19 protein-coding genes are annotated in these 21,155 nt (G+C 69.9%); 9 read left to right on the forward strand and 10 right to left on the reverse strand.

The annotated features are described in order from the left end of the window. The first annotated feature begins 312 nt into the window (after window positions 1-312). A complete protein-coding gene (locus ACFP1K_RS10205; RefSeq protein ID WP_380749612.1) occupies window positions 313-1,983 on the forward strand; it encodes an RNA polymerase sigma factor in 1,671 nt (556 codons plus the stop codon). A gap of 562 nt (window positions 1,984-2,545) precedes the next feature. Here the strand turns inward: ACFP1K_RS10205 and ACFP1K_RS10210 are convergent. Genes ACFP1K_RS10210 through ACFP1K_RS10230 form a run of 5 tightly spaced genes read right to left on the reverse strand, consistent with a single transcriptional unit; the run spans window position 2,546 to window position 7,399 of the window. Then, on the reverse strand, window positions 2,546-3,718 hold the full coding sequence (locus ACFP1K_RS10210) for a lipid-transfer protein (RefSeq protein WP_380749615.1): 1,173 nt from the start codon (window positions 3,716-3,718) through the stop codon (window positions 2,546-2,548). Window positions 3,719-3,756: 38 nt separating this feature from the next. Then, the gene (locus tag ACFP1K_RS10215) at window positions 3,757-4,164 is read right to left on the reverse strand and encodes a MaoC/PaaZ C-terminal domain-containing protein (protein ID WP_380749618.1); all 408 of its coding nucleotides are present in this window, start codon (window positions 4,162-4,164) and stop codon (window positions 3,757-3,759) included. Then, window positions 4,164-5,123, reverse strand: coding sequence for a bifunctional MaoC family dehydratase N-terminal/OB-fold nucleic acid binding domain-containing protein (locus ACFP1K_RS10220; protein WP_380749621.1), 960 nt, complete (start codon window positions 5,121-5,123; stop codon window positions 4,164-4,166). The genes ACFP1K_RS10215 and ACFP1K_RS10220 overlap by 1 nt, the downstream gene beginning before the upstream one ends. Before the next feature lie 36 nt (window positions 5,124-5,159). Beyond that, the gene (locus tag ACFP1K_RS10225) at window positions 5,160-6,314 is read right to left on the reverse strand and encodes an acyl-CoA dehydrogenase family protein (protein ID WP_380749633.1); all 1,155 of its coding nucleotides are present in this window, start codon (window positions 6,312-6,314) and stop codon (window positions 5,160-5,162) included. Further along, complete coding sequence (locus tag ACFP1K_RS10230) at window positions 6,308-7,399, reverse strand: acyl-CoA dehydrogenase family protein (RefSeq protein WP_380749638.1); 1,092 nt, start codon at window positions 7,397-7,399, stop codon at window positions 6,308-6,310. Before ACFP1K_RS10230 ends, ACFP1K_RS10225 begins: the two co-directional genes overlap by 7 nt. 180 nt (window positions 7,400-7,579) lie before the next feature. Here ACFP1K_RS10230 and ACFP1K_RS10235 point away from each other — a divergent pair, with 180 nt between their 5' ends. From ACFP1K_RS10235 to ACFP1K_RS10245, 3 genes are all read left to right on the forward strand, one after another. Next, window positions 7,580-8,242 carry a TetR family transcriptional regulator gene (locus ACFP1K_RS10235; RefSeq protein WP_380749642.1) on the forward strand — a complete coding sequence of 221 codons (663 nt, stop codon included), beginning with the start codon at window positions 7,580-7,582 and terminating at the stop codon, window positions 8,240-8,242. Between the two features lie 88 nt (window positions 8,243-8,330). Beyond that, window positions 8,331-9,488, forward strand: a complete 1,158-nt coding sequence (locus ACFP1K_RS10240; RefSeq protein WP_380749648.1) for a steroid 3-ketoacyl-CoA thiolase — start codon at window positions 8,331-8,333, stop codon at window positions 9,486-9,488. Further along, window positions 9,485-10,489 (forward strand): MBL fold metallo-hydrolase, encoded by a 1,005-nt coding sequence (locus tag ACFP1K_RS10245; RefSeq protein ID WP_380749651.1) that lies wholly within the window; start codon window positions 9,485-9,487, stop codon window positions 10,487-10,489. The genes ACFP1K_RS10240 and ACFP1K_RS10245 overlap by 4 nt, the downstream gene beginning before the upstream one ends. A gap of 612 nt (window positions 10,490-11,101) precedes the next feature. Here ACFP1K_RS10245 and ACFP1K_RS10250 read toward each other — a convergent pair. Further along, the gene (locus tag ACFP1K_RS10250; protein ID WP_380749654.1) at window positions 11,102-12,325 is read right to left on the reverse strand and encodes an FAD-dependent monooxygenase; all 1,224 of its coding nucleotides are present in this window, start codon (window positions 12,323-12,325) and stop codon (window positions 11,102-11,104) included. A 198-nt stretch (window positions 12,326-12,523) separates the two neighbouring features. Here ACFP1K_RS10250 and ACFP1K_RS10255 point away from each other — a divergent pair, with 198 nt between their 5' ends. Together ACFP1K_RS10255 and ACFP1K_RS10260 are read left to right on the forward strand one after the other, a co-directional pair. After that, window positions 12,524-13,465, forward strand: a complete 942-nt coding sequence (locus ACFP1K_RS10255) for a TetR/AcrR family transcriptional regulator C-terminal domain-containing protein (protein WP_380749657.1) — start codon at window positions 12,524-12,526, stop codon at window positions 13,463-13,465. A 62-nt stretch (window positions 13,466-13,527) separates the two neighbouring features. Beyond that, window positions 13,528-14,199, forward strand: a complete 672-nt coding sequence (locus tag ACFP1K_RS10260) for a FadR/GntR family transcriptional regulator (RefSeq protein ID WP_380749660.1) — start codon at window positions 13,528-13,530, stop codon at window positions 14,197-14,199. Here the strand turns inward: ACFP1K_RS10260 and ACFP1K_RS10265 are convergent. Then, window positions 14,196-14,438: a hypothetical protein gene (locus ACFP1K_RS10265; protein ID WP_380749663.1), complete on the reverse strand. Its 243-nt coding sequence runs from the start codon at window positions 14,436-14,438 to the stop codon at window positions 14,196-14,198. The two genes, ACFP1K_RS10260 and ACFP1K_RS10265, sit on opposite strands and share 4 nt — an antisense overlap. A 329-nt stretch (window positions 14,439-14,767) precedes the next feature. Then, window positions 14,768-15,349, reverse strand: a complete 582-nt coding sequence (locus ACFP1K_RS10270; protein ID WP_380749666.1) for a hypothetical protein — start codon at window positions 15,347-15,349, stop codon at window positions 14,768-14,770. Between the two features lie 545 nt (window positions 15,350-15,894). On the opposite strand from ACFP1K_RS10270, the gene ACFP1K_RS10275 reads away from it, so the two are divergent. The 3 genes from ACFP1K_RS10275 (at window position 15,895) to ACFP1K_RS10285 (ending at window position 19,301) form a co-directional block, all read left to right on the forward strand. Then, on the forward strand, window positions 15,895-17,451 hold the full coding sequence (locus tag ACFP1K_RS10275) for a serine/threonine-protein kinase (RefSeq protein ID WP_380749669.1): 1,557 nt from the start codon (window positions 15,895-15,897) through the stop codon (window positions 17,449-17,451). Between the two features lie 100 nt (window positions 17,452-17,551). Next, a complete protein-coding gene (locus ACFP1K_RS10280) occupies window positions 17,552-17,932 on the forward strand; it encodes an effector-associated constant component EACC1 (protein WP_380749672.1) in 381 nt (126 codons plus the stop codon). Further along, entirely contained in the window at window positions 17,919-19,301 is a 1,383-nt protein-coding gene (locus ACFP1K_RS10285; protein WP_380749675.1) for a caspase family protein, read from the forward strand. The genes ACFP1K_RS10280 and ACFP1K_RS10285 overlap by 14 nt, the downstream gene beginning before the upstream one ends. A 27-nt stretch (window positions 19,302-19,328) precedes the next feature. Here the strand turns inward: ACFP1K_RS10285 and ACFP1K_RS10290 are convergent, their stop codons facing one another. Both ACFP1K_RS10290 and ACFP1K_RS10295 read right to left on the reverse strand, forming a co-directional pair. Continuing rightward, window positions 19,329-19,922: a superoxide dismutase family protein gene (locus ACFP1K_RS10290; protein ID WP_380749678.1), complete on the reverse strand. Its 594-nt coding sequence runs from the start codon at window positions 19,920-19,922 to the stop codon at window positions 19,329-19,331. Between the two features lie 256 nt (window positions 19,923-20,178). Further along, window positions 20,179-21,138 carry an aldo/keto reductase gene (locus tag ACFP1K_RS10295; RefSeq protein WP_380749680.1) on the reverse strand — a complete coding sequence of 320 codons (960 nt, stop codon included), beginning with the start codon at window positions 21,136-21,138 and terminating at the stop codon, window positions 20,179-20,181. Between the last annotated feature and the right edge of the window lie 17 nt (window positions 21,139-21,155).

Below are 21,155 nucleotides of genomic sequence, written 5' to 3' on the forward strand. Positions count from 1 at the left end.
GGCCGCCGACGGCTACCACCCGCTTGGCAGCCCCCACCGTAGGTGACACGCGGACCGCGGGTCCACTTGCCGTCCGCCGCCCCCAGACTACGACGATCTCCGGCATTACACCTGAAATCCCAGGTCATCTGGGCATGTCGGTTATTCACTGCGATTTCCGCTGATCAGTTCCCTGGGCTTTCGCGATATCTATCAAACTCGCATCGTTTGGTGCCGTCAGGTCCAAGAGCTTGGCATGATTGAACCTCCCGAGTCTCATCCTCCTCACGCCCAACCCCCGGCCCCGCACCAGAATTCCAAGAGGAACCGGTTGTGACCACACCGCTCATCGACCCGCGCCCCCGGGGCGCCGTGGTCGCCGAGCTCTACGACCGTCACGCCGCCGGGCTGTTCGCGTACTGCCACGACCAGCTCGGTGACACCGCCTCCGCCGCCAACGCGCTGGTGGCCGTGCTCACGCGCGTGCCTGCCGTCGAGCCGCCCCGCGCCGCGCTGTACGCGCTGGCCCGCCGTGAGATCTATCGGCGGGACGTCGCCTACGCGTTCCCCTTCGTCGACCCTGTCGCCGACCCGCCGACCGCGACGATCGAGCGGGTGCTGCGCGAGGTGCGTCCCCACCAGCGCGAGGTGCTGCTGCTGTCCGCGGTCTGCGGGCTGGACACCGCCGAGCTGTCCTGGGTGCTGGACGTCGCGGCCGACACCGCCGAGGACCTCGTGCTGAGCGCCCGCCACCGCTTCGCGCAGTCGCTGGCCCACTCGGTCAACTCCGCGCTGGCCGCCGGGGGGCTCCCGCCCGCGGTGGCCGAGGTGTACGAGGCGCTCACCGTCGCCCGTCCCGAGGACGCCCTGGCCCGGCTGCCCTGGCACCCGCCGCCCGCGGCCCTGCGGCTGCGCGTGCTGAGCGGCCTCCCCGACGAGCCCGTCCAGCCCGCCGCCGGCCGCCACCGCTGGCCCACCACGCCCCGCTGGCCGCTGCCCCTGGCCGAGCCCGACCCGCGCACCGCCGCCGCCGTCTTCCCCCCCAAGAAGCTGCCCCCGGTGACGCCGCCCGCCCAGCCGGAGCCCGCCGTCGCCGAGCAGGCCGCCGAGCTGGCCCCGCCCGTGCCCGGCCGCAGGTCCCGGCACGAGGCCACCACCGAGCCGCTGCCCAAGGTGCGCGACACGCTCCCCGCCGCCCCGGCCCGGCAACGCCGCCGCCTCCACGCCCTCGGCAAACCGCTCCCACGGCCCATCGGGGCCCCGCGCGACCCCGAGACGGCCACCGAGGCCGGCGCTCCCCCGCTCGCAGCCCCCGTCCTGGACGTCACCACGGCCCCGGACACCGCACCTTCCGACCCCTCATCGCCCGTCACCGATACACCCCGCAGGCGCAAGACCCCGCCACCTGATCGCAAGGTGGCCCCGTTCCCCTCCCCCGCCCGGCCGGAGCCCACCCGGGACGACGCGGCGGTCACGGACCCGGCGACGAAGCCGGAGCGCGTCACGGAGCCGGCGACGGACCGAGTCACCGAGCCGGTGAGCGATGGAGTCGCGGACCCGGTGACCGGTCGTGTCGCGGAGCCGGTGGCGGCGCGGGCCGCGGAGCCGGTGACCGCACCGCCCGCGGACCTCTTGTCGGATCCCGAGCCGCCCGTGGCGGATCCCCAGCCGCCCGTGGCGGACGCCGGGGCTCCCCCGGTCACCGGACAACCCACCGGCACGGCCGTGCCGGACACGGCCCCGGAGGGCTCGGAGACCGTCCCCGAGGCGGACAGCGGAGCGGTGCTCGCGGCGCTGACCCGCACGGCGGAGCCCAGGGCGGCGAAGTCGTCACGCGGGACCATGGGGCCGCGGCCCCGGCAACCCCGGCAGCACAAGCGGCCCAAGCCGATCAAGGTCGGCGAGCACCACTACGACTGGCTGTGGGAGCTGGTCGGCTTCATCCTGTGTGTAGCAATCGCCCTGGGTGTCTTCTTCGCGGTCCCCACCATCGTCACCCCTTGACCGAAAGCCCCTTACAATGGCGCCGAATTCGCCGTACCTATAATCTACATTCGAGCTCAAGTAAACTGCCTTGGTGCGACCTGAGTCCGGACAAGCACACGAGCGCCTATGCCCGAGTGGCAGATGCATTGATGGAGTTCTGCTGATTGGCTTGGTCGGCGCGGATGGCAAGGTGCGTTACCTGGGCGGCCCGGCACGGATCGACGACGGCTTCGTCGAGGCTGCCCGGAAGGGCCGGACTCCCGAAGCCCGCTTCCGTTTCGCGGAGCCGTGCGCCCAACGTTCATGCGATAACTGGGCTGAGGACCACTGCGCCCTTGTCGGCCGATTACAGGACGAGATTCCTCCGGCCGACGGCAGTGAGCCGCTTCCTAGGTGTGGGATTCGCGCTTCGTGCGTTTGGTTCCATCAGGACGGCAGAAGTGCGTGCGCGATCTGTCCCTACGTGGTGCACACGTCCCTTTAACCCGAGTAGATCTAATGCGCTGAGCACGAGCCGCTCAAGCCCAAGAAGATGCGGGTGTTCAGGGCCGGCTATCGCTGCTATGGCGTCGGCAAGACGTCAGTCGCCGGTGAGGATCAGGCCGCTGGTGGGGACGCCGGTTCCGGCGGTGACCAGTACGTTGCGGGCGGCCGGTACCTGGTTGACGGACGTGCCGCGCACCTGGCGGACGGCCTCGGCGATGCCGTTCATGCCGTGGATGTACGCCTCGCCGAGCTGGCCGCCGTTGGGGTTGACCGGCAGGTGGCCGTCGATCTCGATGCCGCCGTCGGCGATGAAGTCCTTCGCCTCGCCAGGGCCGCAGAACCCCAGTTCCTCCAGCTGGCACAGCACGAACGGCGTGAAGTGGTCGTACAGGATGGCGGCCTGCACGTCCGCTGGCGACATCCCGGACATCGCCCACAGCCGGGCGCCGACCACCCCCATCTCCGGCAGGCCGGTCATGTCGTCGCGGTAGAAGCTCGTCATCATCATCTGCCCGGCGCCCGACCCCTGCGCCGCCGCGCTGATCACCGCCGGGGAGCGCCGCAGGTCGCGGGCCCGCTCCGCCGACGTCACGACCAGGGCCACCGCGCCGTCGCTCTCCTGGCAGCAGTCCAGCAGGTGCAGCGGCTCCACGATCCACTTGGATCGCTGGTGGTCCTCCAGCGTGATGGGCCTGCCGTGGAACCAGGCGGCCGGGTTGGTCGCCGCGTGCCGCCGCATGGCCACCGCGACCCGCCCGAAGTCCTCGGAGGTGGCGCCGTAGGCGTGCATGTACCGGCGGGCGAACATCGCGACCCACGCGGCCGGGGTCATCAGGCCGTACGGCACGTGCCAGCTCATCTCGACGCCGGCCGAGGACGGCTCGCCGCCGAGCCCGGCGTTCGGCTGGCCGAACCTGCGGCCCGAGCGCTCGTTGAAGGCCCGGTAGCACACCACCGTGGACGCGGCGCCGGTGGCGACCGCCATCGCGGCGTGCAGCACCGTGCCGCAGGCGGCGCCGCCGCCGTACTCGACCCGGGAGAAGAACGACAGGTCGCCGATGCCGGTCTCCCTGGCGACGGCGATCTCCTGGTTGGCGTCCTGCGTGTAGGTCACCATGCCGTCGACGTCGGCCGGGGACAGCCCGGCGTCGTCCAGCGCGGCGAACACGGCCTCGGCGGCGAGCTGGAGCTCGGTGCGGCCCGACTCCTTGGAGAACTCGGTGGCGCCGATGCCCGCGATCGCCGTGCGTCCGGAAAGGGAGTGCACCGTCGGTGTGCCTTTCTGCCGGGGCGGGTTCTGTGCGGTCAGTGGGGCAGGCGGAACCGGACGGTGCCGGTGGCGTGGTCGCCGAGGCTGACCGCGCCGCGCACCTCGACGGTGAAGTCGCCGTCCGCGCGGGAGACGACCGTCCCGGTGAAGGTCAGCCTGTCCCCGGCGTACGCGGGCACGCCGAGCCGGACGTTGATGCCGCGGATCAGCGCCTGCGGCCCGGCCCAGTCGGTGACGTACCGCTCCACCAGCCCCATGGTGGTGAGGATGTTGAGGAAGATGTCCTTGGAGCCCTGGGCCCGGGCGATCGCCACGTCGTGGTGCACTGGGGTGAAGTCCATGGTGGCCAGGGCGGTGGAGACGACGGCGGTCGGCGTCAGCTCGACGCTCATCGGCGGCAGCGTGGCGCCGATCCGGATCTCCGCTTCGGTCAGGGTGCGCATCAGGCCTCCCGGGGAGCCCACATGGGCAGGGTCAGCTCGTCGTCCATCTCGCGGTACGACACCCGCACCGGCATACCGATCGTCACCTGTTCCGGGGGACAGTCAACGATATTTCCGACAATTCGCACACCTTCCGGCAGCGCGACGACCGCCACCACGAAGGGGGTCCGCGGTCCGGGCACCGGCGGGTTGTGGTGCACGACGAAGCTGAAGACCTCGCCCACCCCGGCCGCCGTGACGTGCGTCCGGTTGAGCGAACGGCAGGAGGGGCAGGCCGGGCCGGGCGGGTGCCGCAGCTCGCCGCAGTCGCCGCACTTCTGGATCCGCAGTTCACCGTCCTTGACACCTTCCCAGAAGAACGCGGTGTCCCGGTTGACGGCGGGGCGCAGAGGATAAGGCTCGCGCTTGCCGGGTGCCGGTTTCTCCTCCCACGGACGGAACTTCAGTACCCGGAACATCATCTCGGCCACCGGCTCGTCGCCGACGTACCACGTCGTCAGCCAGGTGACGAAGTAGCCGGTGCCGAGCGCGGTGGTCTTCGGCCCGGTCATGGCGCTCAGCCGGGTGGACGGCTCCACGCGCTCGCCGAGGCGCAGGTAGCGGTGGTAGGTCTGCTCGCAGTTGGTGGCCACCACGCCGGTGAACCCGTTGCCGTCCAGCATGGCCAGCAGGCCGGTCACCGGCGACTCCTCCTGCGCCTCCGCCTGCCGCACGCCCGCCATCGTCCACACCTGGATCATCGCCGGGGGCGCCACGATCTCGCCGTGCGTCCCCGACGCGGCGAACTTCGCGTCGGTGTAGGACGGGTTGGCGTCGCCCATCGCGTCGGCCCAGTGCCGGATCATCGGCAGGTTCACCGCGTCGACCGCGGCGGTGCCGCGCGCCTCCCCCGCGGCGATCATCCGCTCGGCCAGCGCCACCAGCCGTTCGTGCACGTCCGATCCCGCCGTCGTGGTCACGTCCCCTCCTTGCGGTTCAGCGTGGTTCAGGGTGGTTCAGCGCGGCGGGCGGGGCAGCTGGAGGCCGAGCATCGCGATCAGCTCGCGCTGCACCTCGTTGACACCCCCGCCGAAGGTCAGCACGATCGCTCCCTTGACCCCCTGGTCCAGCGCCTCCATGAACGCGGCGGTCTCCGGGTCGGACGGGTCGCCGTACCGCGCCACGGTCTCCCCCATGATCCTTCCCACGTCCTGCATGCGCTCCGAGCCGTAGATCTTGGTGGCCGAGGCGTCGGGCGCACCCAGCCAGCCGAGGTCCATGTTGGCCGCGACCTGCCAGTTCAGCAGCTCGTTGGTGCGGAAGTAGGCGTGCACGCGGGCCAGCGCACGGCGTACGGCGGGCTCCTCGATCGCGCCGGTGCGCCGCGCCCAGCCGGCGAACCTGTCGCGCACCCGGGCGATGTTGCCGGCCGGGCCGAGGGTGACCCGCTCGTGGTTGAGCTGGTTGACGATGAGGTCCCAGCCCTTGTTCTCCTCGCCCACCAGCATGCCCACCGGCACCCGCACGTCGCTGTAGTACGTGGAGTTGGTGTGGTGGCGGCCGTCCATGGTGATGATCGGCGTCCAGGAGTACCCGGGGTCGGCGGTGTCCACGATCATCATCGAGATGCCGCGGTGCTTCTTGGCCTCGGGGTCGGTGCGGGCCGCCAGCCAGATGTACTGGGCGTGGTGCGCGCCGGAGGTGAAGATCTTCTGGCCGTTCACGATGAAGTGGTCGCCGTCGCGCACCGCCGTGGTGCGCAGCGACGCGAGGTCGGTGCCCGCGCCCGGCTCGCTGTAGCCGATGGCGAAGTGGCAGTCCCCGGCGAGGATGCGCGGGAGGAAGAACTCCTTCTGCTCGGGCGTGCCGTACTGCATGAGCGTGGGGCCGACCGTCTGCAGCGTGATGATCGGGTACGGCACCTCCGCCCGGGCGATCTCGTTGGCGAAGATCTGCTGCTCCAGCGGGCCGAGGCCGGCGCCGCCGTACTCCTTGGGCCAGCCGAGGCCGAGCTTGCCGTCCCTGCCCAGCTTGCGGCAGTGCTCCTCGTACGCCTTGCCGAACGGGTCCTCGGCGAGCCGGGCGCGGTCCTGCGCGGTCAGGCAGGTGGTGAAGTAGTCGCGCAGCTCGTCACGGAGCCGCTTCTGGTCGGGGGTGAGGTCGATCAGCATCGGACCAGCTCTCCGATCGCGTCCAGCCGGGCCTCCACGCCGCCGAGGAGGTGGGCCCGGTGCTTGCCCCAGGCGAAGTAGCGGTGCAGCGGGTACGTCACGTCCAGGCCGAGGCCGCCGTGCAGGTGCTGGCAGGTGTAGAGGGCGAGCATGACGCTGTCGGTCACGGTGTGCGCGGCCACCGCCAGGTCGAGCTCGGCCTCGGCGTCCAGCCCGTGGTCGACGCGCCAGGCGCCCGACCAGACCGCGACGTCCAGGGCGCGGCCCGCGATGTACACGTCCGCGATCTGCACGGTGACCGCCTGGAACTCGGCCAGCACGCGGCCGAACTGCTGGCGGGTCCTGATGTGGGTGGTGGTCAGCTCCAGCGCCCCGGCCAGCACGCCGGAGGCGGTGGCGGTGACGGCCGCCAGGGACAGCAGCCGCAGCAGGCGGAACGCCGCGCCGTCGTCCGCGCCGACCAGGTCGCCGGGGGTGTCCGTCAGGGCCAGCACGGCGGCGGGCTCGCCGGTGGCGGTCGGGACCGCCGTCACCGTGGCGTCCCGCGGCCGTACCAGGAACAGGCCGACGCCGTCCTCGGTGCGGGCGGGCACCAGGATCGCCTCGGACTCGGCGGCGTAGCCGACCATGGACTTGCGGCCGGACAGCAGCCAGCCGTCGTCCGTCCGGCGGGCCACCGTCTCGGGCGGGGCGCCGAAGTCGCGGCCCGGCTCCAGCGGGGCGGCGGTCAGCACGGTCTCGCCCTCGGCCAGGCGGCTCAGGCCGGCGCGTTGCGGCGCCGAGCCGTACCGGCCGACCACCATGCCGGCGACCAGGGCGTCCTGGAGCGGCACCGGCGCCACGTGCGCGCCCGCCTCCCGCAGCACGACCGCCATCTCGACGGCGCCGAGTCCCGCGCCGCCGGACTCCTCCGGCAGGCAGGCGCCGAGCAGGCCCGCCTTGGCCACCGCGGACCACAATGCGTCGTCGTACGGCCGGCCGCTCTCGTCGTGCCCCGCCAGGCGCGCCGGGTCTGCCTCGCGGTCGAACAGGCCCGCGGCCAGGCTGCGCAGCTCGGCCTGGGTCTCGTCCAGGGTGAAATCCATCGAGCACCCCCATGAGCGTGTCAGCCGCAAACTAGAACAGATTCTATTCTATGTCCATAGCCATTTACCGAAGATCACCCTGGATACGTCCACGCAACACAAACGTCATGGAAGGACGGCATTCAATGTTGACCGGCCGGTAACAAGGACGACCTGCGGATAATCCGGTAACGTGTTCTCATGCGCACCTCGCATGGCGGCACGGCGACCGCCGCGCCCGCCGGCCGCCCCGACGTGCCCCCGGCCCAGCCCGCCCCGCCCGCCCACGTCGCCTCGGGCGTCCGCACGCGCAGCCAGCACCAGCGGCGCAAGCGCATCATCCAGGCCGCGGCGGCCCTCGCCTCGCGTGGCGGCGTCGAGGCCATGCAGATGCGCACGGTCGCCGAGCGCGCCGGCGTGGCGCTCGGCACGCTGTACCGCTACTTCCCCTCCAAGATGGACCTCGTCGTCGCGGTGGTCGGCGAAGAGATCGACCTGCTGGAGAGCAGCATCGAGCGGCGCCCGCCGCGCGCGGCCACGCCCGCCGGGCGCGCGGTCGACGTGCTGATGCGGGCCACCCGGGGGCTGATGCGCGAGCCCGAGCTGGCCGACGCGCTGATCCGTTCACTGATCATGGCCGAGGTCGAGACGCCGTTCGGCGACCGCATGGCGGGGCTGCTGCTGCGGGTGTCCGGGCTCACCGTGGAGTCCGCGGACGAGGTGCAGTTCACGCTGGCCAGCTCGGTGTCCGGGGTCTGGGTGCAGGAGCTCCTCGAAATGCTGCGCGGGCGGCGCACGTACGAGCAGATCCAGCAGCGCATCGAGATCGTCGCCGAGCGGCTGCTGGCGGACTTCGGCTCCTGACAGGCAGGGGTTCCCGGTCGAACTGTAACCCGTTACTGTCTGGGGCTAGAACAATGTTCGGACCTGTCTCGGACCGTGGAGGAGCCGCATGGGCGCACCGGTGATCGTCGAAGCCGTCCGCACGCCGATCGGCAAGCGGAACGGCGTGCTGGCCGGGATCAAGCCCCAGGCGCTGCTCGCCGCGGCCATGAACGGCGTCGTCACCCGGTCGGGACTCGATCCGTCCGCCGTGGAACAGGTCTTCGCCGGCTGCGTCACCCAGGCGGGCGAGCAGGGCGGGCACATCGGGCGGCACGCCTGGCTGTACGCCGGGCTGCCGCACCAGGCCGGAGTGACCACCGTGGACGCCCAGTGCGGGTCGTCCCAGCAGGCCGTGCACCTGGTCGCGGCGCTGATCCAGGCCGGGGTCATCGAGGTGGGGGTCGCCTGCGGCGTCGAGTCCATGAGCCGCCAGCCGCTCGGCAGCAACGTACTGCCCGCCGACCCCCGGCCCGCCGACTGGTCCATCGACCTGCCCGACCAGTTCACCGCCGCCGAGCGCATCGCCCGGCGGCGCGGCCTCACCCGCGAGCGGCTCGACGCGTTCGGCGCGCGCTCGCAGCGGCTCGCCGCCAAGGCGTGGGCGGACGGGCGCTTCGACCGCGAGATCATCCCGGTCACCGCCCCCGTGCTCGGGCCGGACGGGCCGACCGGCGAGGAGCACACCGTCCTGCGGGACCAAGGGTTGCGCGAGACGACCGTGGAAGGGCTGGCTCAGCTGAAACCTGTTCTCGGTCCGGAGGGCATGCACACCGCGGGCACCTCGTCGCAGATCTCCGACGGCGCCGCGGCCGTCCTGCTGATGAGCGAGGCCGCCGCCGCCCGGCACGGCCTGCGCCCCCGGGCCCGCATCCTCGGGCAGGCGCTGGTGGGATCCGAACCGTACTACCACCTGGACGGCCCGGTGGACGCGACCGCGAAGGTGCTGAACTCCACCGGCATGAAGATCAGCGACCTGGACGTGTTCGAGGTCAACGAGGCGTTCGCGTCGATCGTCCTGTCGTGGAGCTCGGTGCACTCACCCGACCTCGACCTGGTCAACGTCAACGGCGGGGCCATCGCGCTCGGCCACCCCGTCGGGGCCACCGGCGCCCGGCTGGTCACCACGGCCCTGCACGAGCTGGAGAGATCCGGCTCCGCCACGGCCCTGGTGACCATGTGCGCCGGGGGCGCGCTGGCCACCGCGACCGTCCTCGAGCGCGCGTGAAGACCCGCCGCCGCCCCTACAGCGACCAGCGTCCCACCGACCTCGGCGGCGGGGTGTGGAGCGTCCCCGTGCCGATCCCCGGCAACCCTCTCGGGTACACGCTGGTGTACGCCGTCGAGTCACCCGGCGGGATCGTGCTGATCGACGCCGGCTGGAACCACGAGGACGCCTGGACCGCCCTGCGCGACGGCCTGGCGACCGTCGGCGTGAACGTGAGCGACCTGCGCGGCGTCGTCGTCACCCACTACCACCCCGACCACGCGGGCCTCGCCGGGCGGGTGCGGGAGGAGTCCGGCGGCTGGATCGCCATGCACCAGGCGGACGCCGATCTGGTCCGCCTCTACCGCGAGCTGGCCGGCGACGACGGCCGCCATCTGCAGGTCGAGATGATGCGCAAGGCGGGCGCCGGCGCGGACGCCGAAGCCATGGTCACCGCCGACCGCCCCATCCCCCCCGCCCAGCCCGACGTGGAACTCCAGGACCACGACCTGATCGACCTCCCCGGCCGCCCCCTGCGCGCCATCTGGACCCCCGGCCACACCCCCGGCCACCTCTGCCTCCACCTTGAGGACACCGACCGCATGTTCACCGGCGACCACGTCCTCCCCGGCATAACCCCCCACATCGGCATCTACCCCTACGACCGCTCCGACACCGACCCGCTGACCGACTACCTGGCCTCCCTGGACCGCCTCTCGGTCTACACCACCACCGAAGCCCTCCCCGCCCACGAGTGGACCTTCCCCGACGTAGCCACCCGAGCCGCCGAAATCCACCAGCACCACGAACAAAAACTGATAACCCTAGAAGCCCTCCTAACCCCCACCCCCCACACCATCTGGCAAATAGCCGAAAAAATGACCTGGAACCGCCCCTGGCCCGACCTAACCCCCATCCAACGAGGCCTAGCAGCCGGCGAAGCCGCCGCCCACCTCCGCACCCTAGAATCCCGAGGCAAAGCCCACCGCCACCCCAACGCCCACTTCTCCACCACCCCCTAACGAGACCTATCGGGCCAGCCGCTGACACAAAGCCCAGCAGCCCCCAGCGAGTGACCACTCCCTCCCCCCACACCCCCTGCCCCACCGCACGCCCCCCGCGCACCCCCGGCCCACGCCCCCCGCATACCCGGCCCGAGTACATCCCCGCCCCCCGCCCGTACCCCGGCCCGAGTACATCCCCGCGCACACCGCCCGCGCCTCCCCGCTCACACCTCGGCCTGCGCGTACCCCCGCCCGCGCACCCCCACCCCGCACCCCACGCCACGCACTAATCCGGCGCCGAGACGGCGGGACATGGTGCGGCGAAGTCGGCGCCGTATTGCGGCGGACAACCCGCAGTGGGTGCAGCGCCAGTGAAATGGTCCTCGCGGAGGACGCGCTCCGCGCGGAAAGCCGCAAGGGCTGTTCCCATGCGGGGGACACCCCCGCACCCCCGAGCCTGCCGGGCTCACCATGCTCCACCGCGACACCTTCCGGTCCCCCCTGACCCGGTTCCACACTCCGCCGTACGATCCCCGGCTCTCGTCCCCCTTGATGGGTGTGCGTTCCGGCACGAGGTCGGCGGGGCGCGGCACAGCGAAATACCGGTCGTCGGAGCTGGTCGCTCTGCCGTCAGCGATTTGCCGTGTCCGCGTGGCCGGAGGGGAGTCGTGAGTAGGACTTCAGCACGATGCCTTCCGACTTCTCGAACTGCTTGGCTATGAGCCGGCGCAATGGCCAGCGTGTCATCATGCGCATGGACAGGGCGCGTAGCGAGATCATCAACTGGGATCGCGGGGCGAAGCCGTTGATGCCTCCGGGCGGCAACTGCATGCCGGCGGCGACGTAGTCCCGCATCTCCTCCTGATAGCGGGAGAACGCCGCCTCGTGGTCGTCAGTGGACGCCAGTTCCCCCGCCAGGATGTAAGCGCCCACGATCGACATGCTGGTTCCAAGACCCGTCAGAGGGGAGCCGCAGTAACCGGCGTCGCCTACCAGCGCCACCCGTCCCCGCCACCACCGGTCCACACGTACCTGGCAGACCTCATCGAAGTAGAAGTCGCGCGCCGCCGGCATCGCGGCTAGCAGTGAGGGAACGCGCCATCCCGCCTCCGCCATCCTCCCGGCGAGAATCCGCTGCTGTTCGACCGCATCGAGCCGGTCGTAGTCCAACGGCGCCGAGGTGAAGGAGAGCGAGGCCTTGGCCGTCCCGCCGCGTTCCGGCCGTATCCCCGCCACCAGCCCGCCGGGGGCGTTGTACATCAGGAACCAGTTCTCCAGGTCGCCCGGATCAGGCACGGTGAAGTACGCGGTGTACGCACCAAGGTGCCGCACGTACTCCGACTCAGGTCCGAACGCGAGCCTGCGGACCGCGGACCGCGTCCCGTCGGCACCCACCACGAGGCCGAACCGCCGTACCGTCCCGCTCGCGAAGCCGACCTCGACCCCGTCCTCCCCCTGAGTGAGCGACACGATCCGATCACCGAAGAGGTACTCCACGCCCTCACGCGTGGCGTCGTAGAAGATCCGCGACAGATCCCCCCGCATGATCTCGATCTCCGCCACGATCCCCTCCCCTCCGAACGCCTCCGCGGGCAGCGAAGCCAACCGGCGCCCGTTCCGGCCGACAAGCGCGAGCCCACGCTCGTCGACACTGTCCCGGCGCACCTCGGGCATCACCCCCATCCACTCGACGACATCCCGCGCCACCCCGCGCAAATCGACCGCGTGACCCCCCGCACGAGGAGCCGGCGCCCGCTCCACGATCGTCGGCTCGAAGCCGTACCGGCGCAGCCAGTACGCCAGAGCAGGCCCGGCGATCCCGCCGCCGGAAATGAGCACGGTCTTGTCCTTCATGACGCCCCCTGATGTTGTGTACGGCGTACGCGCCGATGCGTACAAGCTACATTTCCCTCATGGAAGGCGCAATACCGATGAAGAACCCTCCAGAACGTACTAGTACACCCATCTCAGATAGCACCAGGACGTGCGCAGACTCACCGTGGAGCCACCTCTGGTGTACTAGTACAGAGAGCCGCCACCCCAGGAGCCGACGTGACCGACAAGAACCCCCCGTACCTCCGTATCGTCGACGACGTCCGCCGCCGCATAACCTCCGGCGACCTGCGCCCCGGCGACCGGATCCCGTCGGCCCGGAGGATCACCCAGGACTGGGGCGTCGCCATCGCCACCGCGACCAAGGCCCTCGCCACGCTCCGCCAGGAGGGCCTCACCACCGTCCACCCCGGTGTCGGCACGGTCGTCGCCGCCCGGACCCGGCAACCACCCCCGGCCCGCCCCCGCGAGGGAACCGACACCGACCTCACCCGCCGGCGCATCGTGCGGGCCGCCATCGACATCGCCGACGCCGAGGGCATGGCCGAGCTGTCCATGCGCCGCATCGCCACCGCCCTGGGCGTGGCCACGATGTCCCTGTACCGCCACGTCCCCGGCAAGGACGACCTCGTCCTCCTCATGATCGACGCCGCCCTCGGCGAGGAACCGTTCCCGGCGGCACGCCCGGACGGCTGGCGAGCCAGGCTCGCCTTCTGCGCCAGGCTGCAATGGACGCTCTTCCGCCGCCACCCGTGGCTGGCCCCGGCGATGTCCCTCACCCGCCCCCAGCTCGCCCCGAACGCCCTGATCCACACCGAATGGGTGCTCGGCGCGTTCGACGGGACCGGCCTCGGCCAGCACGAGCGCATGTACGTCCACATCATGATGTTCAGCTACGTCCGCGGCCTCGCCACGGCCCTCGAACCCGAGGCGGACGCGGAACGCGAGACCGGGATGACCAGCGACGAGTGGATGGAGTCGCACGAGCAGGCCTTCGAGACACTCGGTGCCACGGGCCCGCTGATGGCCGTCCTCCAGCTGGACGACTTCGACTTCGACCTGGACAAACTCTTCGAGTTCGGCCTGACCCGCTTCCTCGACGGCCTGGAGACCTTCCTGAGCCCGCCGCAGGACGCACGGTTCACAAGCACGTCACAGTGATCCCCTACACTCGAAGACATCGGATGTCTGTGCGCGACCAGTGTTCATGAGGTGATGTGCAGGTGGCGGTCACCGACGCCGCGATCGACAAGATCAAAGGAATGATCGTCTCCGGCGAGCTGGCCCCGGGCGCCAGGCTCCCCAAGGAGGCCGACCTGGCCGAACGCCTCGGCCTCTCCCGCAACTCCCTGCGCGAGGCCGTACGCGCCCTCTCCCTGATCAACGTCCTCGACGTCCGCCAGGGCGACGGCACCTACGTCACCAGCCTCGAGCCCCGCCTCCTTTTAGACGCCCTCTCCTTCGTCGTCGACTTCCACCGCGACGACACCGTCCTAGAGTTCTTCCAGGTCCGCCGCATCCTCGAACCCGCCGCCACCGCCCTGGCCGCCACCGCCATGACCCCCGAGGACATCAAAGACCTCAAATCCATCCTCGACGCCCTCCCGGAGAACCCCACCATCGAAGAGCTGGTCGCCAACGACCTCGAATTCCACCAGCGAATCGCCATAGGCTCCGGCAACACCGTCCTGGCCTCCCTCGTGGAAACCCTCTCCGCCCCCACCACCAGAGCCAGAATCTGGCGCGGCCTGACCCAGGAAGGCGCCACCACCAAAACCCAGGAACAACACCTCGCCATCTACGAGGCCATAGCCACCCACCAGCCCGACATAGCCCGCTCCTGGGCCACCGTCCACATCTCCGGCGTCGAAGAGTGGCTCCGCCGCGCCCTCTAGCGCCCGCGTCTGCTGATCGGCTCGGGCCGGTTGGCGATCCAGCGCAGCAACCGGAACGCCCGCTCGCTGATCACCTTGGATCCGAACAGCGCCGCGGCGGCGACGGTGAGCACGAGACCGATCAAGGCACAGACGAGCACCGTGCCCATCACCGGATGGGCCAGCCAGGCCAGCGCGGGACCGCCAAGTCCGGCGGCGCCGAAGCCGAGCGCGCGGATGTGCCCTGATGGACGGTTCATCGCACGTCACCGGCCGTGGATCCGGTAGGTGACCACAAGGGGACGAGCAGGCCCCTCAAGTAAGGCTTGCCTGCCTCAGGGAGGGATATTGTCACCCCTCCCGCTTGCGGGGACGCCGATTCTGGCTGCACAGTCGAAGTCATGGACACTTCGGACCTCTTCCGAGTTGAGGTCTGAAGGGCCACCCCTGAACTCAGTGATCTCTTGCTTGGCCGCGGAATCACTGAAGGAAGGGGTGGCCGGTTCACTGGGGGGATGTTCGCATCGACGTCGCGCGGCCTCGTGACCGGCACGCGGGACGACGTGCTGCTTGTGTCAGGCGGACATGGCTAGGATCTTCCGTCTTCCGGGACGAACTGCCCTGCTCTCTTCGCGCGCGGCGGGCGCTCGAACCGTGAGCCCGTGAGCCCCACCTGCTGATGACCGTCCTCCCAGCGCGTCTCCGGCTCTCTACGGATCCCGGGCCTGACCGGCACCGTGTCCTGGACGGCGGGCACTACATCCTGGACGGCGGGCACTACATCCTGGACGTCGGCAGGCGGCGCAGGCGAGGTGAGCTCGGGCGAGGCCATCTGCAGCATCCGCATCACGGCGTTCAACTGGGCGTCCGTGTCGGAGTCGGGATAGAGCAGCATGTCGATGAACCAGGCGAGCACATCGCCGGCGTGGAAGAGCCGCAAGGTGTCCTGAGCGGTGGTGTGACCGAGCCCCGGGTAGCAGCGGACCCCCTGCTCCAGCAGAGCCCTTTCGAGGTCGGCCCCCATGACGGCTTTGATCCTTGTCGTGGGTTCCCCGGAGATGTCGCGCAACAACGCGGTCACCTCACCGCGGCCGACGGTCAGATAGGGCTGTCCTCCCAGGCGCTGCCGCAGCGTCTGAGCGAGTTTGACTAGATGCGTCCTGGTCGGCATCGCGCCTCCCTGAAACCACGGGAAAAAAGTTAAACACCTTAAATCCTTACTACCCTGAATCGTGGCGAGATGTCGCTGGCAGCGCCCGGAGCCAGCCAGGGAGTGTGGGTGTTCTTCCTGGTCACAGGCAGCACATTGCTGTAAGTAACGAAAATCTCACCTTTGTCACCCAAACGATCAATCGCCATTTGTAACGTGCAGTTTTCGGCTCGATCAGATATTCCTGCATGAGAGCACCAAATCTGGAATAGTGCAGAAATGTTCCTATCCGACGCGACCTAGTGGATCGGATGGGCGGATAAGCACAGATCGCCGACGATGTACGCCTTACCGGCCGGGCGCCATCTGCTGCCGAGACACGAGGCCGTCCCGGGCCCACCCAAGCCTCCTGCGACAGACCTGATCGCCGTGCGCCTGGCACCCTGACACACGTACCGTGCTCGTCGAACTGCTCGACAGGGTCGCGAGTCACCGCAGTGTCATGTAATGGGGTGAGATGATCGGGAAAGTCACAATGGCAGGGGTGGCGTGGTAGGGATGGGCACATGTCGGAGGTGGCGTCGCTTTCGGGGGAGGATCCCGAGCGACTAGGTGAGTACCGGTTGGCCGGGCGACTCGGCGAAGGCGGGCAGGGGACCGTGTTTCTTGGGGTGTCCGCTTCGGGGGGGCGGGTGGCGGTCAAGCTTATGAAGTCGCGGCTTGATGATGAGCGGGCGCGGCGGAGGTTCGCGGGGGAAGTGGAGGCGGTGCGGAGGGTGGCGCCGTTCTGTACGGCGCAGGTGTTGGACGCGGATCTGTATGGGGATCGGCCGTACATCGTCAGTGAGTACGTGGAGGGGGTGTCGCTGCAGCGGCATGTCACCACCGAGGGGCCGCGGACCGGTGGGGCGATGGAGCGGATCGCGGTGGGGACGGCTACGGCGCTCGCCGCGATCCACGGTGCCGGGGTGGTGCACAGGGACTTCAAGCCGGGCAACGTGCTGCTCGGGACGGACGGGCCGCGTGTGATCGACTTCGGGATCTCCCGGCTGATGGACACCGTGACCACGACGGGGCGGGTGCCGGTCGGCACTCCCGCGTACATCTCCCCCGAGCAGCTCAAGGGGGAACGGGCCGGGCCGGCCGCCGACATGTTCGGCTGGGCCCTCACCGTCGCGTTCACCGCCAGTGGCCGGCACGCGTACGCCGCCCCCTCCCTGGAGGCCGTCTTCGGGCGCGTCCTGTTCGGCGAGCCGGACCTCGACCCGTTGTCCGGCCCGCTGCGTGAGCTGGTCGAGGAGTGCCTCCAGCCCGACCCCGGCGACCGCCCCACCGCGGAGGAGGTTCTCCGCTACCTCATCGCCCGCCGTACGTCCGCCGCTCCTCCGCCGCCGCCCGCGGAGACCCGCGCCATCGACGGCGACACCACGGAGGATCCCGCTCTGGTGGAGAGCCGCGTGCTGGAGGCCGGGGCCTCACTGGCGGCGCAGAAACCACCGCTCGCCGAGGATCCGTCCATCCGGACCCGGGAAGAAGCGGCCACGCTGCCCTTCGACGGGCAGATCGACGAGGACTCCAACCCCCCCACGCTCACCTTCAAGCTGGACCCGGTGGAGCCCGACGACGAGGACATCACGACCACGCCTCCCATCGACGACGACCTGACGACCCACCCGGCACCACCCCGCCGACCCCGCCCGCGCTGGGCCGGCCGGATATGGGCACTGGCCCTCCTCGTCGCCGGCACCGCCGGGATCGCGCTGTGGCTCGGCATCACCGCCCAGCAGGACGACCCAAGCTCCATATTCACCGGAAAGTGGACCGGCACCGCCGCACATCCCAGCGCCGGTCAGGTCTTCCCCGTGGAACTCGACCTCTCCCGAGGCGCCACCGCCCCCGGCAGCCTGCGCTGGGGCCTCGACCTCCACTGCACCGGCACCTTGATCAACAACAACACCACCCCCTCCTCGGCCACCTACCGCCTCGTCCAGATAAGTGGCAGCCCCTGCTACCCCGGCACCCTGACCCTCACCTCCACCGCCCCCGACCAGCTCATCTTCCAGGTCGTCCGCCAAGGCGAGAAGCTCCCCCGCTACTCCGGCACCGCCGTCCGCACGCCATGACCATGCGCACGAATTAGCGATAAGGACGTGCAACCGCCGACCACATCCCGTATTACTACGGATACAGCGGCGGTATACGAGGCATCGGAACAGGGGTGCCGTGGAGCGAGTTCGTCTAGCGATCACCGGTGACGACGCGGACGTGGCCACCGAGTCACTGTGGGAGTGGTTGTCCGGCGAGCCGGAACTGCGTGGCAGGCTCACATCGAGCACCGCGTCCCCGCGACGCGACACCATGGGCGTCGCGGTCGAGTTCGTGGTCGCCGTGGCCTCCGGCCTCGGAGCGTTGAACGCGCTCTCCCGGTCCCTCGTGGCCTGGCTGCGCGAGCAACGTTCCGACGTGACGGTGGAGGTCACCGGCCCCGGCGAGAACAAAGTGACCCTCACGGCCGCCCGCATCAAACCGGCGGACGCCGAGCGCATGCTGGAACGCGCGTTCCAGCTGTCGCAGGAGGAGAAGAACCCCGATGCGACTCGCTGATCCAGTCAGATCACGAGCAGTACTGATCGGAACGGCGAACTACCAGTCGCCACAAATGCCCGGTCTGCCGGCGGTACGGAACAACGTGGCCTCTCTCCAGCGCGTCCTGACGGATCCGCGGCTCGGAGCGCTCCACCCGTCGAGCTGCCGCACCATCGTCGACCCGCACGACTTCCGCGAGTTGTACCGTTTCACGCGCGCCGCCGCCATGGAGGCGCAGGACACCCTGCTCGTGTACTACGCGGGACACGGCCTCATCGGGCCTCGGCGCCACGAGCTGTACCTGTCGCTCACGGACACCGACCCCGATGACCTGCGGATCACCGCGCTGGACTTCGAGATGCTCCGCGAGATCATCCGGAGCAGTCCGGCCGTCAACCGGGTGCTCATCCTGGACTGCTGCTACAGCGGGCGCGCGGCGGTGCCGGCGATGGCCGGCGAGGAGGGCGCGGTGCTCGGCCAGATCGATATCTCCGGCACCTACACGCTGACATCCTCCCCGGCCAACCGTCCCTCCACCGCACCGTGGGACGAGACGTACACCACGTTCACCGGTGCGCTCCTCACCCTGCTGACCGAAGGTCTCCCCCAGGGGCCCGAGTTGCTGAGCCTCGGCCACATCTACCGTGCGCTGCGGCACAGCCTGATCACCGCGGGGCACCCCACACCGAGCCAGCTCGGCACCGACACCACCGATTCGCTGGCACTCACCCGCAACGCCGCCCACGGCGCCCCGCCCTCCCCGGCGCAGGCGCGGACCGCGCTGGCGGCACCCGAGGCGGGCGAGACCACGGAGGCCACCACTCCGTCCTCCGCGGCGAAGCGTCACGCCGTCGAGGACGGCCTCGACGTGAAAGGCAACAGGCTCGTCCACATCGCAGGGCCGGTGACCACGGTCGCCGCACAACTGGCGATCGCGGGACTGCTGTCGAGTTGGCTGGGGGAGACCTCGAGCTCGCAGGCGCTCGTCGTGATCTGGTGGGCCTGGCTCATCTGTGCGATATGGGCACTCGCGACAATCGTCATCAGGCTGACCAAGCCGTTCTCTCTGCGCGTCGACCGCCAGGGCATCGCCACCCGCCAGCGGAAACGCCGTATGGAGATCGACTGGAACGAGATCTCCTACGTCACTCTCCAGCCCCGCGGCGCGTTCCGGACGAAGGCGATCTGTGTCTATCCGTATTTCGGGAACGGCCACTCCCCCGCCGCGCACATGGCCGCGGAGTTGCCCACCACCCGCCGCTACCCACCGTGGCGCGAACCCAGGACGAATGTCCTCGTCATCGCCCACACCTGGCAGTTCACCGTCCCGCCCGCGAAGGTCGTAGCCGCACTGGAGCACTTCGGCGGTTCACGTTGGAGAGCCTGAAGACAGGTCGGACCAAGGCGGGCAGCCTCAGAACCCGACGTTGAGACAGGCCAGCCGGGGCCCGGCCTGTCCCGCGTGCCCCGTGTCGGTGTGCGTGTGCTCCGCGTGGATCACCACGGATTTGGCCTGCCGATCGGTGAACCGCCACGCGAGCACCGACTTGGCGAACCCGTTCCCCTTGGCGTCCGTGGTGAAGTCCAGCCAGACCTCGTTCTGGGGATTGGCGTATTTGGGATTTGTAGAGGGCGTAACAGGGTCTTTCATGTTCTGATAGTGCGGCCCGGCGTCGTCCGCTTTAGCCCCACATTGATTGACATGCGCGTGCGCGCCGTACTTGCGATCGGGCAGCAGTCCCCGCGTCCGAAGCATCACCTGCATGTGCCCGTCCGCACTCGGCACATAGCTGACAGCCGCCATGGCATTGGCGGGTACAAGCTTCTGATCGTACGTAATGGCTTCCCGCCCAGCCGCATAAGGCTCGAACCGCCCCACCGCCAGTGCCATCCCTCGCTCATCCGCCACCGGAAGCGCCCGCGACATGGGGTTTCCCGTCCCCTCGGCGGGCGCGGCCAGCAACCCCAAGGGCACCAGCAGCGTCGCCGCAACCAGACGAAACGCCATGATCGCCTCCTTTGTCCGCCCACTCGACTACATAGCCATATGCCCGATCAACCGGACATGACGTAGTTACCTAGAGTGAAGATTACGCAAGACAAAGACAATCACGCGTCCGGCCCAACCGTCAGCCTCATTCAATGCCCCGGCCTACCCGGCCAGTACACGACAACCTTGCGGCGACGCCTTTTCTACGGAATATCTCCCATTCCGGCTGTTTCAGCATTCCATCGGAACCTGGTCCCCAGGTGGTGGGTGCCGATCACGACTGGGGGCCGATCAGGTGTTCGGCTCTCAGGTCGGTCCAGAGGGCGTCGGGAGTGGTCATGGCGGCGAGGGTGGCGTTGGTGGTGATCTCGGCGGCGGAGCGGGCGCCTACCAGGACGGAGGTTACGGCGGGGTGGCGGGCGGGGAAGGCGAGGGCCGCTTGGGGGAGGGTCACGTTGTGGCGGTCGCAGACTTCGGCGATGCGGCGGGCGCGGTCGCGGAGGGGGGCCGGGGCGGGGGCGTATTCGAAGGTGCCGGTGGCGGCGTGGGTGGCCAGGAGGCCGCTGTTGAAGACACCGGCGGCTATCACGGCCACGCCTCGGGACTGGCAGAGGGGGAGGAGCTCGGCGCCCGACTGGTCCAGGAGTGTGTAGCGGCCGGCCAGGACGACCAGGTCGAGGTGGGTCTCCTCGACGAAGCGGGCGGGCATCTGCCACTGGTTCATGCCTACGCCGATGGCCTTGACGACGCCCTGGTCGCGGAGCTCCGCGAGGGCGGGGTAGGCCTCGGTGACGGCTTCCTTCCAGTGGTCGTCGGGGTCGTGGATGAGGGCGATGTCGACGTGGTCGTGGCCCAGGCGGGTCAGGCTTTCCTCAAGGGATCTGCGGACGCCGTCACGGGAGAAGTCCCAGACGCGGCGGTGGGTTCTCGGGACGTCGAAGCCCTGGTCGTCCTTGCCGGCGCCGTCGGCGGGGACCAGGAGACGTCCTACCTTGGTGGAGAGGGTGTAGGTGTGCCTCGGCCATTGGCGCAGGACCGCGCCCAGCCGTCGTTCCGAGAGCCCCAGGCCGTAGTGCGGGGCCGTGTCGAAGAACCTGACTCCGGCGTCCCACGCCGCCTTCACCGTCTCGACGGCCTGGTCGTCGCCGACGGGGGTGAACAGGTTGCCGATCGGCGCGGCGCCGTACCCTAACCGGGTCACCCAGGCGCCCCTGCCTACGACCACGTCCTCCATGTGATCCCTCCTTCGAA

Origin of the sequence: Sphaerisporangium aureirubrum, assembly GCF_042658925.1 — a bacterium.
Taxonomy (GTDB): Bacteria; Actinomycetota; Actinomycetes; order Streptosporangiales; family Streptosporangiaceae; genus Sphaerisporangium; species Sphaerisporangium aureirubrum.